The organism is Pseudomonas arsenicoxydans (assembly GCF_900103875.1).
GTDB classification, from domain to species: Bacteria; Pseudomonadota; Gammaproteobacteria; order Pseudomonadales; family Pseudomonadaceae; genus Aquipseudomonas; species Aquipseudomonas arsenicoxydans.
This window is the reverse complement of sequence record NZ_LT629705.1, coordinates 6,287,097-6,300,971: the sequence shown is the minus strand read 5'-3', so window position 1 is coordinate 6,300,971 and position 13,875 is coordinate 6,287,097. Positions and strand designations below refer to the sequence as shown.

12 protein-coding genes are annotated in these 13,875 nt (G+C 59.6%); 3 read left to right on the top strand and 9 right to left on the bottom strand.

Going from position 1 to position 13,875, the window contains the following annotated elements:
• Positions 1-39: 39 nt before the first annotated feature.
• From BLQ41_RS29495 to plsB, 3 genes are all read right to left on the bottom strand, one after another.
• Positions 40-729, bottom strand: a complete 690-nt coding sequence (locus BLQ41_RS29495; protein WP_090187885.1) for a DUF4197 domain-containing protein — start codon at positions 727-729, stop codon at positions 40-42.
• 76 nt (positions 730-805) lie between these two features.
• Positions 806-1,411, bottom strand: a complete 606-nt coding sequence (locus BLQ41_RS29490) for a hypothetical protein (protein WP_090187882.1) — start codon at positions 1,409-1,411, stop codon at positions 806-808.
• A 113-nt stretch (positions 1,412-1,524) separates the two neighbouring features.
• On the bottom strand, positions 1,525-4,008 hold the full coding sequence (plsB, locus tag BLQ41_RS29485; RefSeq protein WP_090187879.1) for a glycerol-3-phosphate 1-O-acyltransferase PlsB: 2,484 nt from the start codon (positions 4,006-4,008) through the stop codon (positions 1,525-1,527).
• Positions 4,009-4,172: 164 nt separating this feature from the next.
• On the opposite strand from plsB, the gene BLQ41_RS29480 reads away from it, so the two are divergent.
• Both BLQ41_RS29480 and BLQ41_RS29475 read left to right on the top strand, forming a co-directional pair.
• The gene (locus BLQ41_RS29480; RefSeq protein WP_008146705.1) at positions 4,173-4,382 is read left to right on the top strand and encodes a cold-shock protein; all 210 of its coding nucleotides are present in this window, start codon (positions 4,173-4,175) and stop codon (positions 4,380-4,382) included.
• Positions 4,383-4,534: 152 nt separating this feature from the next.
• A complete protein-coding gene (locus tag BLQ41_RS29475; RefSeq protein WP_090187875.1) occupies positions 4,535-5,566 on the top strand; it encodes an IS110 family RNA-guided transposase in 1,032 nt (343 codons plus the stop codon).
• Between the two features lie 312 nt (positions 5,567-5,878).
• Here BLQ41_RS29475 and BLQ41_RS29470 read toward each other — a convergent pair whose 3' ends face one another.
• From BLQ41_RS29470 to BLQ41_RS29455, 4 genes are all read right to left on the bottom strand, one after another.
• Positions 5,879-6,256, bottom strand: coding sequence for a hypothetical protein (locus BLQ41_RS29470; RefSeq protein WP_090187872.1), 378 nt, complete (start codon positions 6,254-6,256; stop codon positions 5,879-5,881).
• A gap of 75 nt (positions 6,257-6,331) precedes the next feature.
• A complete protein-coding gene (locus tag BLQ41_RS29465) occupies positions 6,332-7,141 on the bottom strand; it encodes a putative RNA methyltransferase (RefSeq protein WP_090187870.1) in 810 nt (269 codons plus the stop codon).
• Positions 7,141-8,292 (bottom strand): succinyl-diaminopimelate desuccinylase, encoded by a 1,152-nt coding sequence (dapE, locus tag BLQ41_RS29460; protein WP_090187867.1) that lies wholly within the window; start codon positions 8,290-8,292, stop codon positions 7,141-7,143. Before dapE ends, BLQ41_RS29465 begins: the two co-directional genes overlap by 1 nt.
• Positions 8,293-8,501: 209 nt before the next feature.
• Complete coding sequence (locus BLQ41_RS29455; protein ID WP_090187865.1) at positions 8,502-11,093, bottom strand: glycosyltransferase; 2,592 nt, start codon at positions 11,091-11,093, stop codon at positions 8,502-8,504.
• A gap of 213 nt (positions 11,094-11,306) precedes the next feature.
• On the opposite strand from BLQ41_RS29455, the gene tcdA reads away from it, so the two are divergent.
• Positions 11,307-12,125 (top strand): tRNA cyclic N6-threonylcarbamoyladenosine(37) synthase TcdA, encoded by an 819-nt coding sequence (tcdA, locus tag BLQ41_RS29450; protein ID WP_090187862.1) that lies wholly within the window; start codon positions 11,307-11,309, stop codon positions 12,123-12,125.
• A gap of 114 nt (positions 12,126-12,239) precedes the next feature.
• Here tcdA and BLQ41_RS29445 read toward each other — a convergent pair whose 3' ends face one another.
• Positions 12,240-12,644: a SufE family protein gene (locus tag BLQ41_RS29445; RefSeq protein ID WP_090187859.1), complete on the bottom strand. Its 405-nt coding sequence runs from the start codon at positions 12,642-12,644 to the stop codon at positions 12,240-12,242.
• Positions 12,641-13,846 carry an aminotransferase class V-fold PLP-dependent enzyme gene (locus tag BLQ41_RS29440; protein ID WP_090187857.1) on the bottom strand — a complete coding sequence of 402 codons (1,206 nt, stop codon included), beginning with the start codon at positions 13,844-13,846 and terminating at the stop codon, positions 12,641-12,643. Before BLQ41_RS29440 ends, BLQ41_RS29445 begins: the two co-directional genes overlap by 4 nt.
• Positions 13,847-13,875: the final 29 nt, after the last annotated feature.

Here is a 13,875-nt window from a genome sequence, read left to right as displayed (position 1 = left end):
GCGGGAGCAGGCTCGTTCCCACAGGATCAGGGTTGAAGGTTAAAGCGTACCAAACACCTTCTTCGCCAAACTCGTCGCTGCAGCAGCCGGGTTCTGGCGGATGGTTTGTTCCTGTTTGCCGATCATCTCGAACAAGCCGTTCAATGCCTGCTCGGTGACGTAGCTCTCGATGTTGGCGTTCTTGGTATCCAGCACGCCCATGGTCGCTGCCTGACCGGCAAACGTGTTGTATTGCTTGGCCAGGCCAACCTGATCGGTGGCTTGCTTCACGATCGGCAGGAACTTGAGGCGGATCTGTTCGCGGCTGGTTTTGCTCAGGTACTGAGTTGCCGAGTCGTTACCGCCGCTGAGAATGCCTTTGGCATCGTCGACACTCATCTTCTTGACCGCATCCACAAGGATCGGCTGCGCCTGGGTCACAGCGGTTTCAGCGGCTTTGTTCATGCTGGTTTCCAGCTCAGTGACCTGATCGCCCATACCGAACTGCTTCATTTTACTGGCGACTTTGCCCAGTTTGCCCGGCAGTTCGATTTTCACGTCCGGGTTGTTGCTGAACCCGCCCGGTGTACCGAGTTGTTTGACGGCCAGTTGCGCACCTTGAGTCAAGGCATCCTTGAGACCGCCGGTGGCGTCTTTTTGCGACAGGTCAGTGAGCGACAGCGCCAGCGCGCTGGCGGAGATCATCAAGCCTGCACAGAGGCTGGCAAAGCGAAGGGTAGGGCGGAGCATGGCAGCTTCCTTGTACAAAAGAGGAAATTAACGGACGGCATCGACGCGAATTATCAGTGGTCACGGGGCGCTGCCGTCAAGCTGTACGGCATGGAGGTTTTAATACAACGTCACGAGGGTAGACCTCGATCGTATTGCGATAGTGGTTTTCAATGCCGGTCAGGGTATAGCGTTTTCCGGGGATAACGGTGTCCGGATCGTATTCCAGGTAAAACGACTCAGCCATCTGTTCGCTGATATGTATTCGGGTCAGTTGCGCATTCGTGTCGTCGTGCTCATGCGCCACAATGGTCACCGCTTGTTCAGGCTTAACTACCTGCGGCGTTTGCGCCTGAATGTAAAGGCGCCCGACTGGGCTCAGATGCACGATTTGTCGGTGCGGCGCAGCATGGACGATCACGAAGTAATCCAGGTCAATCAACAGTGGGATACCGTTATGAGTCATGTTGACAGTGATTAGGTATTTAACGCTGATATCGGAATAATTATGTGCAAAATAAAAGTTCCAGCGTCCGCTGTGCAAGACGGGGATGTTTGATGTTGTCACGTTGATCGGCGGCGTAGTGTTCGCGGTATAGACGCTAATCCGCGTTTCGCCTTCACCCCCTTCAGGAGGTAAATAGTCGTCGGGTAAACTAAATGTCAGCGTGACATATCGATCCGTGCTTTTGGCAGTATTCATCGCGATGTCCTTATCGTGATTGTTTTAAGTGGGTTTGTATTAGTTCATGCCTTAACAACTAAAAGAACACCACTGTTCTTTTAGTTGTTGTCTGGAAGTTGCAGGCGGATTAACTAAGCCTGATCCGCCGCATCTTCGCTGCGGTGCAGCGCCACTTGACGGATCGACAATCGAATCTCCGCTGGAAGTACCCGTTTGGCCACCCCTTCAGCCAGTTCACCCAGCAGTTCGTGATAGCTCAACTTGCCCGCTTCGTCACGCTTGAGCACATCAAGGTCCAGCATCGTTTGGATGAAGTGTCTGAACAGGCTTTTGTCGAAGAACTCCGGGGCGTTCAAGCCATGCAGGATCGACAGGCGCTGGGCCATGACGGTGCACAGGTCTTCCAGTTCTTCGGCGCTGATGCTGTTCTGGCCGCTGTTGAGCAACAGCGAAACCGTCATGTAGAAACGCTGCAAGGTCTGGGCGATGCTTTTCGACAGCAAGGTCAACAACACGAAATGTCGCGAGCTTGGCGCCGGACGCAGGTAGACGTCGTTCTCGAAACGCAGCAGGCCTTGTTCGACGAACGCTTGCAGCCATTGATCGATCACGCCATCCAGTTCGTCCAGCGACCAGCGAATGAACAGTTCCGATTGCAGGTATGGATAGAGCGCGCGGGTGTAGCGCAGGATTTGCTCGCGGCTCATGCGCGACGCGCTCTGGAAGAAACTCGCCAGTAGCGACGGCAGGGCGAAGATGTGCAGCACGTTGTTGCGGTAGTAGGTCATCAGGACGGCGTTCTGCTCGCCCAGATACAGGATTTTGCCCAAGGCATCACTCTGTTCCGACAGCAGGTCCATGTCCTTCACATGCTCGATCAGCGCGCGACCATCACCTTCCGGCAACGTGGTGTGCGGCGAATAAGGGACTTTGCGCAACAGCGCCAGATACAGATCGAGCACCCGCGCCATGGCGCGATCATCCAGCGCCAGGCGGCTGGTGGACAGCAAGGCCAGCGCCACAAGGTTGACCGGGTTGATCGCCGCCGCTTCGTTCAGGTGCTGCGCGACTTTCTCGCCGAGGCGATTGGTGGTTTCGGTGAGCCACGCCGGTTTGAACTGCGGACCCAGTTCCTGTTGGCGCCAGTCTGGCTGTTCGCTGTCGAGGAATTCCGCCAGTTTGATCGGCTCGCCGAAGTTCACCGCCACTTGGCCGAACCGCTGCTTGAGGGCGCCGATAACTTTGAAAATATCGAAGATCGATTCTTTCTTCTTGGTCGCCCCACGCAGTTCGCCGAGGTAAGTCCGGCCTTCGAGTACTCGTTCGTAGCCGATGTACACCGGAATGAACACGATCGGCATGCGCGACGAACGCAGGAAGCTGCGCAGGGTGATCGCCAGCATCCCGGTTTTCGGTTGCAGCATGCGCCCGGTGCGCGAACGGCCGCCCTCGACGAAATATTCGACCGGGAAACCTTTGGTGAACAACGTGTGCAGGTATTCGTTGAACACCGAGGTGTACAGCGGGTTGCCCTTGAATGTGCGGCGCATGAAGAACGCACCGCCACGGCGCAACAGGCTGCCGATCACCGGCATGTTGAGGTTGATCCCGGCGGCGACGTGCGGCGGGGTCAGGCCGTTGCGGAACAGCAGGTACGAGAGCAGCAAGTAGTCGATGTGGCTGCGGTGACACGGCACGTAGATCACTTCGTGACCCTGGGCGACGTTCTGCACCCCTTCGATGTGATTGACCTTGATGCCGTCGTAGATCTTGTTCCAGAACCAGCTCAGCACCACTTCCAGGAAGCGGATCGCGGTGTAGGTGTAGTCCGAGGCAATCTCGTTGCCATAGCGCAAAGCCTGGGCCTTGGCTTTGTCCAGGGAGATGTTTTCGCGCTCGGCTTCTTCGAGGATCGCCTGCTTGACCAACGGTTGATTGAGCAGGCCTTTGACCAGGTTGCGACGGTGGGAAATGTCCGGGCCGATCACCGCGGCTTTGAGGTTGCGGAAGTGCACCCGCAGGATCCGCTGGGCCATGCGCACGGTGCGCTCGTGGCCCTTGTTGTGATCGATCAGCTCACGCAGGTGAATCGGTGCGGAGAACTGCACGCGAGTCTTGCGTCCCAGGACGATGATGCTGAGCAACCGACGCAGGCGACCGGTCACGGCCCAGCTATCGGCGAACAGCAGTTTCCACGGGCTCGATTCGCTGTCCGGCGACTGGCCCCAGAACACGCTGACCGGAATGATCTGTGCGTCTTCGGCCGCGTTCTGGCTCAGGGCGCTGACCAGTCGGGTCAAGGTCGGAGGGGCGCCGCGTTTGTCCTGGCGGCCGAGCCAGTCGGGCTCCGGTGTCAGGTAAAAGAACGCGCCGGGTTCCACCAGGTTGCCCACCGAGACCGGCAGTACCGGGCGAGGCAGGCCCGCCTTGGTGCATTCGGTGTCGACCACGGCCAGGTCGGTCAGCGAAGGGTTTTGCAGGACGTAGAACACCGGACGGCTGCGGTCGAGGTTGAGGGTGAACGACGACTGATTGATCGTCTCCGAGCGAACCCAGAGGTACAGCAGTCGGCGCAAGGTGCCAAACACAAGACGGCGGAACGGGGAGCGGGTCATACGGCTTCTGCTTGAGTGAGTAAAACCGAGCAATTGCTCGGGCGGCCGATAGTGTGCCGTATTCGCTTAAAATCGGCAAAAAAGCGGCTAAGTAAACTTGAGTTGAGAGTTTTGGCGGCTGTCATATACTCGGCCGTTCAAAATAAAAACAAGGGGGTACTGAAATGGCAACGCGCGAAACCGGCAATGTGAAGTGGTTCAACGACGCCAAGGGTTATGGGTTTATTCAACGCGAGGACGGGGTGGACGTGTTCGTGCATTACCGCGCGATCCGCGGCGAAGGGCATCGTTCGCTGGCTGAAGGTCAGCAGGTTGAATATGGCGTGGTGACCGGCGAGAAGGGCTTGCAGGCTGAGGATGTGGTGGGGCTGTAACCTATTAAGGATCGTTCCCACGCTCTGCGTGGGAATGCAGCCCGGGACGCTCCGCGTCCCAGAAGCAATGGGATGGACTCCTCCTCACCTCGGCATCTTGAGTGCCAGACTGAAGGTGCGAACCACAGTCAACAGTGAGAAGGAGTCCACACATGAAGCTTATGCGCATTGGGGTCGACCTGGCCAAGAACGTGTTTCAGATTCACGGAGTGGATCGTCATGAGCAGCCCATCTGGCGGCAGCGTTTATCTCGCGATCGCTGGCTACAAACGGTGCTGGAAAAGATCGAACCCGGCTGCGAGATCGGCATGGAAAGTTGTGGCGGTGCGCACCATTGGGCGCGGCAGCTACAGGCACGCGGATTTCGAGTGAGGCTGATCGCGCCGCAGTTCGTCAAGCCGTACGTCAAGAGCAACAAAAACGATGCCAACGATGCTGAGGCAATCTGTGAGGCGATGAGCCGTCCCAGCATGCGCTTCGTCGCCGTCAAGACCATCGAGCAACAGGATATCCAAGCGACGCATCGCATCCGGGCCGGCTTAATCGAACAACGGACGGCCAAAGCCAATCAGATTCGTGGGCTGGTCGCCGAGTACGGCCTCGTAGCGCCGAAGGAGTTACTGATGCTGCGTCGTGCAATACCGTGCTGGCTAGAAGATGCCGATAATGGTTTGACGGCACGCTTTCGTCGTCTGCTGAACGGTTTGTGGGACGACCTGCGAGCACTTGATGACCGCGTGAGAGAACTCGATGGCGAGATATCAGCGATCGCGGCAAGTGACCCAGCGGCCGCCCGTTTGCAACAGCTGCGTGGCGTCGGCCCGATGATTTCCACCGCACTTGTTGCTGCCATCGGTGATGCCAGCCAGTTTGACAATGGCCGACAACTGGCCGCCTCGCTAGGGCTGACGCCAAAGCAACACAGCTCTGGCGGCAAGGATCGACTGCTTGGCATTAGCAAACGCGGGGATGCTTATCTGCGAACTCTGATGATCCACGGTGCGCGCTCGGCACTGCGCACAGCCAAATTCAAAGACGATCGACTTAGCCAGTGGGCTGTCCGTTTAGCCGAGCGCTCACATCCCAACGTGGCCGCTATCGCACTGGCTAACAAAACTGCACGCATGGCTTGGGCGATGCTGCGCAACGGCACTGATTACCAACCGGATCGAGCAGTAGCCTGACCTATTCATCCCGGGAGAAGCACCCTACACCACGATTGCGAAGCAACCCGAGCAATGGCAAACCGGTCGAACCGGCGTCGGCAAAACCCTCAAGTGTCCAGGTGCGCAAAGCACGTAGAAGCGATTGGGAGCCGACGCGCGAATAGCCCATCATGGCCCTGCATCGAATCGATGCCAAAGTCAGAGGCCGAATATACGTGTGCAGTCGGCACGGGCGCCAAAGTAAAGGAGGCTTGCAACGAGGAGGAGTCCATATACGGACGCAGAGCGTCCGTTGAAGCATTCCCACGCAGAGCGTGGGAATGATCAGTGTCAGGTGGTTTTCCAGGTGATTTCTTCTTCACCATCGGCGCTGATGCGCATCCAGCGGTCCGCCGTTTCTTCACCTTCTTCCTCGATCCACGTCCCCGGCGCGCAGCGCACTTCAACGTTCAGTGCAGCAAAGGCTGCGCGGGCGCAGGCGATGTCGTCGTCCCACGGCGTTTGATCGCTTTCCAGGTACAGGCTGTTCCATTTACCTACTGCCTTTGGCAGCCAAGTGACGGGCACGTTGCCGGCCTTGCACTTGTAAGTCTGACCTTTCTGGACCCAGTCGGTGCACGGGCCCAAGGCCTCGCCGAGCCAGGCCGCAATGGCCTTGTAGTCGACGTCGGCGTCTTTCAGGTAAATCTCGATATCGGGTTGGCGCATGGATGTCCTCACTGCGGTCTTGAAAAATCCATTCGCGGATTTAGCCGGCCTCGAGCGTTTGCTCGACACCAAAAATTATTGAAGTACGAAATAATCGTAGCGCATCGAAACAGTGACCTCGAACGGCTCGGCCTGTTCGATCACCGCCGCCCGGCGTTCGGCACTGGCGCGCCAGCCGTGAGGCGTCATGGCCAACAGGTTCGCCCGGTCCTGACCCTTTTCCAGCGTCAGTTTGAACTCCAGGGTTTCGCTGTGTTGCAGCGTCATGCCTTCGGGAACCAAGGCCAGGTGCTTGTCGTCGGTGTACTCGCGGACTTCGTCGTAAAGCCGCTCGCGCAACTCCATCAGATGACCGCTGGTGGGCCCGACTTTCATCAAGCCGCCACCCGGGCTGAGCAAGCGCTTGGCTTCTTCCCAGTCCAACGGGCTGAAGACACTGGCCAGAAACTGGCAACTGCCGGACGCCAACGGCACCCGCGCCATACTGGCAATCAACCAGGTCAGTTGCGGATTGCGCTTGCAGGCGCGTTTGACCGCTTCCCGGGAAATATCCAGCGCGTAACCGTCAGCGTTCGGCAAAGCCTCGGCGATTTGTGCGGTGTAGTAACCCTCGCCACAACCGATGTCGAGCCAGCGCTGCGGCGCGTACTGCGCCGCCAGTTCCGCCAGACGCTTGGCCACCGGCGCGTAATGGCCGGCGTTCAGGAAGTCGCGGCGCGCTTCGACCATCGCCAGGTTATCCCCAGGGTCGCGGCTGTTTTTGTGCTGCACCGGCAACAGGTTCAGGTAACCCTGGCGCGCACGGTCGAAACGGTGCCCGGCGGGGCAGGCCACGCCGTTGTCCACCGCGTTCAGCGGTTCGTTGCAGATCGGGCAGGCCAGCATCAGGCGAGCAACTTGATCAGGGTCTGGTAGTAGATTTCGGTCAGCACGTCGAGGTCGGCGGCCAGTACACGTTCGTTGACCTGGTGAATCGTCGCGTTGACCGGGCCCAGTTCAACCACTTGTGTGCCCATGGTCGCAATGAAGCGCCCGTCGGAAGTGCCACCGCTGGTGGAAGCCTTGGTTTCGCGACCGGTGACATCCTTGATGCTCGAGGCCACGGCATCGAGCAGCGCGCCCGGCTCGGTCAGGAACGGAAGGCCGGACAGCGCCCAGTCGATGTGCCAGTCCAGGCCATGTTTGTCGAGGATGTCGGCAACGCGCTTTTGCAGGCCTTCAACGGTGGATTCGGTGGAGAAGCGGAAGTTGAACACCGCCACCAGGTCGCCCGGGATGACGTTGGTCGCGCCGGTGCCGGAATTGACGTTGGAGATCTGGAAGCTGGTCGGCGGGAAGAAATCGTTACCGTGATCCCAGTGCTCGACAGCCAGTTCGGCCAGCGCCGGAGCCGCGAGGTGGATCGGGTTCTTGGCGAGGTGAGGGTACGCCACGTGACCTTGCACGCCGCGTACGGTCAGCTTGGCGCCGAGGGAGCCACGACGACCGTTCTTGACCACATCGCCCACCAGCGTGGTGCTCGACGGTTCGCCGACGATGCACCAGTCCAGACGCTCCTTGCGCGCCGCGAGGCGCTCGACCACAGCCTTGGTGCCGTGGTGCGCCGGGCCTTCTTCGTCGCTGGTGATCAGGAATGCGACCTTGCCTTTGTGATCCGGGTAGTCGGCGACAAAGCGCTCGGCTGCCACGGTCATCGAGGCCAGGCTGCCTTTCATGTCCGCGGCGCCACGGCCGCAGAGCATGCCGTGTTCATCGATCAGAGCGTCGAACGGGTCGATCTGCCAGGCGGTCACCGGGCCGGTCGGCACCACGTCGGTGTGGCCGGCGAAGCACAATACCGGGCCGTCGTGTTTGCCGTGGGTCGCCCAGAAGTTATCCACATCTTCGATGCGCATCGGTTCCAGATTGAAACCGGCATCGCCCAGGCGCTGCATCATCTGCTTCTGGCAATCGGCGTCGACCGGGGTCACGGACGGACGGCGGATCAGGTCGATGGCGAGTTGAAGGGTCGGCGAAAGGTCGGCGTGGGCCGTCATGGAAAACTCCGGAAGCTTTTAATGTGGGAGCGAGCCTGCTCGCGATGAACGATGACACGGTCCGTATGACAAACCTCATCGCCTGCATCGCGATCAGGCTCGCTCCCACCGGTATTGGGGCAGGCCATTGGGCGCAAGGGCTGCAAAATGGCGGTTATCTTAAAGCAAAACGGCGGCCATTGGCCGCCGTTTAGTGCATCTGCAAAGATTTAGACCGCTGGCGCCGTCTCTGCTTCGACCGCCGGTTTGGGCAGCGAAGACAGGAACGCCATGATCAGCGCCGCCAGGTACGGCAGCGATTGCACCAGCAACATGGTCACCCAGAAACGCATGTCGTTGCTCGGCAACCCGTTCACCAGGAAGATCCCCAGTGCCGCGCCCCACAACAGCAGCATGATGAACACCTCTTCACGCGCTTCCGAAATCGCCACCCAGAAGCCGTGGTTATCGGCGTTTTTCGGTGTGCGGAAGAACGGAATGCTGCTGGTGAAGAAGCCGTACAGCACCGCTTTGGCGATGGTGTGCGACAACGCCAGCCCGGCCAGTGCCGCGCAGAACGCATCCTTGAGGTTGACCCCGACCGCGCGACGGTAGAGGAAGATGATCTTGCCGACCTTGAACACGAACAGCGCCAATGGCGGGATCGCGAAAATCAGCAACGGCGGATCGACCCGCTGCGGCACGATGATCATCGCCGCCGACCACAACAACGCGCCGACAGTGAAGAAGATGTTCATGCCGTCCGCGACCCACGGCAACCAGCCCGCGAGGAAGTGGTAACGCTGGCCACGGGTCAGTTCGGTACCCTTGCCGCGCAGCAAGCTGGCGGTGTGACGCTTGATGATCTGAATCGCACCATAGGCCCAGCGGAAACGCTGTTTCTTGAAGTCGATAAAGGTATCGGGCATCAGGCCTTTGCCGTAGCTGGTGTGGTAATACGCCGCCGACAGGCCTTTCTCGAACACGCGCAGACCCAACTCGGCATCTTCACAGATGCACCAGTCGGCCCAGCCGAGTTCTTCGAGCACCGAGCGCCGGGTCATGGTCATGGTGCCGTGCTGGATGATCGCGTCACGGTCGTTGCGGGTGACCATGCCGATGTGGAAGAAGCCTTTGTATTCCGCGTAGCAGAGCTTTTTGAAGGTGCTTTCGTTCTGGTCGCGATAATCCTGTGGCGACTGCACCACGGCGATTTTCGGGTCGGCGAAGTGCGGCACCATGTGCTTGAGCCAGTTCGGGTCGACGCAGTAGTCCGAGTCGATCACCGCGATGACTTCGGCATCCTTGGCGGTGTGCGGAATCAGGTAATTGAGCGCGCCACCCTTGAAACCGGCCAGCGGTGCAACGTGGAAGAACTTGAAGCGCGGGCCGAGGGTTTCGCAGTAATCGCGCACCGGTTCCCAGACCGCCGGGTCCTTGGTGTTGTTGTCGATGATCAGGACTTCGAAATCCGGATAGTCGAGATTGGCCAGGGCGTTGAGGGTCTGTTTGACCATCTCCGGCGGCTCGTTGTAGCACGGCACATGAATCGAGACTTTCGGTCGGTAGTCCGAATCGCCCACCACCGGCAGGAATTCGCGCCGACGCTTGTGGGTCCAGACCGCTTCGGCCAGCTCATGCGCCTCGGTCAGCAGAACGATAAAGACCCCAAGTGCGCCGAGGGCGAGCAGGAAACCCACCGTCAGGCTGAACCAGGTGCTGTATTGCTGGCTGTAGTCGTAACCGATCCACACCAATACCGAACCGCAAAGGAACGCGATAAAGGTAAGAAAGGTGCGACCGCGTTGACGCAGTGCCGAGCCGTCAATCATCAGCAACGTCAGGGACAGCAAGGCCAACACCGCCGAACCGATGGCCAGCACGCGCCATTGCGGGATCGCGACCACCGGGCCTTCGAAGTTGAATTTCTGCTGGCGGGCCGCGTTGAACACGCCCCAATAAGCGCCCACAGAACCTTCGTCGCTGGCTTTCCACGGCTGGTCAAACGCTTCGATCACGAAGTAGTTGAAGCCCTGGCGATTGAGTTTGTTGACCAATGTGCGCAGGTAGATCGCCTGATCCGCCGGGCTCGCATCGGTGCCGCCACGCATGCGGCCGTTGCTCGGCCAGCCAACCTCCGAGAGCAGCAGCGGTTTTTTCGGGAACATTTTTTTCAGGTCGCGAGCGCGGTCGAGAACGAATTGGCCGGCCTTGTCCACCGGGACAAATTCCCAGTAGGGCAGTACGTGGGCGGCGATCAGGTCGACGTGCTTGGCCAGTTCCGGGTGTTCTTCCCAGACGTGCCACTGCTCGGACGTAGTCACCGGCACCTTCACGGCTGCGCGGACGCGATCGAGGATCACGCTAAGGTCCTTGGCGGTGATTTCCTTACGGAAGATCGCCTCGTTACCGACCACCACGCGAACCACGCTGCGGGAGGAGTTGGCAATTTCGATAGCGCGGGTGATCTCGCGTTCGTTGCGTTCCTGGTCCGGGCTGATCCAGATCCCCAGCGTTACCCGCAAGCCGAACTCTTCGGCCAGTTTGGGAATGTCTTGCAGGGTGCCGTCAACCGAGTAAGTACGGATGTTATCCGTCAGCTTGCTCATGATCTCCAGGTCACGACGCATTTCATCGTCGGTCGGGTATTGGTCTTTCTGTGGGTACTGGCCTTGTTGGAACGGCGAGTACGAAAAACCGGAGATCTGTTCGGGCCAGTTGGGGGCGGTGACCGGGCGGTTGATCAGCGCCCAGAAGCCGGTAAACAAGGCTGCGATGGCGAGCACCACGACCAGGTTGAGTCCAAATTTACGCGATGACATAGCTATTTCAGGTTCCAAAGGCAGTGGAACGAAGGAACGGTCGGCTGTTGGCCAAGGGGCGCGCATCCTACACCGTGCTTTCACTTACCGTACAGCAGGCAGGGAAAAGCCTGACGTTGGGCAACCGGCTTTCACATAAGTTCTTACACTTGTCGCTTGTAGCTTAGAACTTGTGGCTGCGTAGCCCTATAATGCGCGCCGGTTTTTGGGGTAATGGTCATGAGTACAGAAGATCCGCGGTTTGCCGGCATCGCCCGCTTGTATGGCATCGAAGGCCTTGAGCGCCTGCGCGCCGCCCATGTGGCGATTGTCGGCGTCGGTGGCGTCGGTTCCTGGGCGGCAGAAGCGGTTGCGCGGTGCGGCGTTGGCGAGATTTCACTGTTTGACCTGGACGACGTTTGCGTCAGCAACGCCAACCGTCAGCTGCACGCGCTGGACAGCACCGTCGGCAAGCCCAAGGTCGAGGTGATGGCCGAGCGTTTGCGTGGGATCAACCCAGATTGCACGGTGCACGCGGTGGCCGATTTCGTCACCCGCGAGACCATGGCCGAGTACATCACGCCGAACATCGATTGCGTGATCGACTGCATCGACAGTGTGAATGCCAAGGCCGCGCTGATTGCCTGGTGCAAGCGCCGCAAGATTCAGATCATCACTACCGGTGGCGCGGGCGGTCAGATCGACCCGACGCTGATCCAGGTCTGCGACTTGAACCGCACGTTCAACGATCCGCTGGCCTCGAAAGTGCGCTCGACGTTGCGCCGCGACTACAACTTCTCCCGCACCGTGACGCGCCATTACAGCGTGCCGTGCGTGTTTTCCACCGAACAACTGCGCTACCCGAAACCTGACGGCAGCATCTGTTTGCAGAAGAGTTTTGTCGGAGACGGCGTGAAGCTCGACTGTGCAGGCGGGTTTGGTGCGGTGATGATGGTGACGGCGACGTTTGGCATGGTCGCGGCGACCAAGGCTGTGGATAAGATTGTGGCGGGTGTGCGGCGCCCTTCGGATCGGATCAAACCTCAGGTTTAATGTAGCTGCTGACGGCCTCTTCGCGGGCAAGCCCGCTCCCACAGGATTCGGGTCGTACACGCCTCTTGAGTACACCTCCGACCCTGTGGGAGCGGGCTTGGCCCGCGATGGCGATTAACCAGCCAACTCATTCATCCGCTGAAGCACGGCATTGAGGCCATTGCTGCGCGAAGGCGAGAGTTGCCGCGAAAGCCCAAGCTGATTGAACCACTCCGGCAAATCCACCTGCCGCAGCTCAGCCGCCGACAAACCGTTGACCCTCGCCAGCAGCAACGCCACCAACCCGCGAATCAGCCGCGCATCGCTGCTCGCCGCGAACTGCCAGTGACCGTCCTCCAACGAGCCCACCAGCCACACCTGGCTTTCACAGCCATGCACACGATTGGCGTCGACTTTATCCACCGCGCTCAACGCCGGCAGGCGCTCGCCCCATTGCATCAGCAATCGCGCGCGTTGCTCCCAGCTGGAGGCATTCTGAAAAGTCTCCAGCGCCGTAACGGCCTCGGCGGGCAAGCTCATCGCAGCAACTCCAGGGCCTGATCCAGCGCCTCGAAAAACCGTTCCAGGTCTTCGGAATCGTTGTACAGCGCCAACGACACCCGGATCGCCCCGGCCAGCTCAAAGCTTTTCAGTAGCGGCATGGCGCAGTGATGACCGGCGCGAACGGCGATCCCCTGTTCCGTGAGCAAATGCGCCAGATCAGAGTTATGCACACCCTCGACGACAAAACTGGCCAATGCCAGCTGCGGCTTGCCGAGCAGTCGAATGCCTTTGCGGGCTTCAAGACCTTTCAATAAATAGTCATGCAGCGCCGCTTCATGGGCGCACACCGCGTCCTGATCGAGCCCCGCCAGATAATCCAGCGTCGCCCCCAGGCCAATCACACTGGCAATCGGCGGCGTCCCGGCCTCGAAACCCAGCGGGGCAGGGCGAAAGCGTGCGCTCTGGTAATCCGCATCCATCACCATTTCGCCGCCAAACTGCCAGTGACGCAGTTGTTTAAGCGCATCATTGCGCCCGAACAACACGCCTAAACCGTCAGGGCCATACAGCTTGTGGCTGGAAAACACATAGAAGTCGCAACCCAGCGCCTGCACGTCATGGCGGCCATGAACCACGCCTTGAGCACCGTCGATCACGGTCAAGGCGTCATGTGCCTTGGCCATCGCCAGCAGCGCCGGCAACGGCTGCCAGGCGCCGAGCACGTTGGACAGCTGACTGACTGCGAGCAAGCGGGTACGTGGATTGATCAATTGCGTGGCGGCATCGAGGTCAATCAAACCGTCGCCGTCCAGAGGCAGAATCACCAGTTTCAAATCGCGACGGTGCGCCAGTTGCTGCCACGGCAGCAGGTTGGCGTGATGCTCCAGGGCGCTGATGACAATTTCATCGCCTGGATTGAATAAGTGCTCGAGGCCATAAGCCAGGAGGTTCAGCGCGGAAGTCGCGCCGTGGGTGAAGATGATTTGCCCGCAGTCGCCGGCATTCAGCCAGTGGGCGACCTTGCTGCGGCTGGCCTCGAACGCCTGGGTGGCGTGGGCGCCGGGCAAATGTTGCGCCCGATGCACGTTGGCCGCGCCATTGGCGTAGTAATGCGCCAGGGCATCCAGCAGGGCTTGAGGTTTTTGCGTGGTGGCGGCGTTGTCCAGATACGTCTGGTCTTGCCGTTGCAGAGCGGCGATGGCCGGGAAATCGGCGCGCCAGGGAGAGCGAATCAACATGCTATCGGGCCCTGTTAAACATGGGCGGA

What these genes read in the sequence shown, in the direction of transcription:
- BLQ41_RS29495 (WP_090187885.1), bottom strand. Translation starts at nt 729, where the DNA reads ATGCTCCGCCCTACCCTTCGCTTTGCCAGCCTCTGTGCAGGCTTGATG.
- BLQ41_RS29490 (WP_090187882.1), bottom strand. Translation starts at nt 1,411, where the DNA reads ATGAATACTGCCAAAAGCACGGATCGATATGTCACGCTGACATTTAGT.
- plsB (WP_090187879.1), bottom strand. Translation starts at nt 4,008, where the DNA reads ATGACCCGCTCCCCGTTCCGCCGTCTTGTGTTTGGCACCTTGCGCCGA.
- BLQ41_RS29480 (WP_008146705.1), top strand. Translation starts at nt 4,173, where the DNA reads ATGGCAACGCGCGAAACCGGCAATGTGAAGTGGTTCAACGACGCCAAG.
- BLQ41_RS29475 (WP_090187875.1), top strand. Translation starts at nt 4,535, where the DNA reads ATGAAGCTTATGCGCATTGGGGTCGACCTGGCCAAGAACGTGTTTCAG.
- BLQ41_RS29470 (WP_090187872.1), bottom strand. Translation starts at nt 6,256, where the DNA reads ATGCGCCAACCCGATATCGAGATTTACCTGAAAGACGCCGACGTCGAC.
- BLQ41_RS29465 (WP_090187870.1), bottom strand. Translation starts at nt 7,141, where the DNA reads ATGCTGGCCTGCCCGATCTGCAACGAACCGCTGAACGCGGTGGACAAC.
- dapE (WP_090187867.1), bottom strand. Translation starts at nt 8,292, where the DNA reads ATGACGGCCCACGCCGACCTTTCGCCGACCCTTCAACTCGCCATCGAC.
- BLQ41_RS29455 (WP_090187865.1), bottom strand. Translation starts at nt 11,093, where the DNA reads ATGTCATCGCGTAAATTTGGACTCAACCTGGTCGTGGTGCTCGCCATC.
- tcdA (WP_090187862.1), top strand. Translation starts at nt 11,307, where the DNA reads ATGGTCATGAGTACAGAAGATCCGCGGTTTGCCGGCATCGCCCGCTTG.
- BLQ41_RS29445 (WP_090187859.1), bottom strand. Translation starts at nt 12,644, where the DNA reads ATGAGCTTGCCCGCCGAGGCCGTTACGGCGCTGGAGACTTTTCAGAAT.
- BLQ41_RS29440 (WP_090187857.1), bottom strand. Translation starts at nt 13,846, where the DNA reads ATGTTGATTCGCTCTCCCTGGCGCGCCGATTTCCCGGCCATCGCCGCT.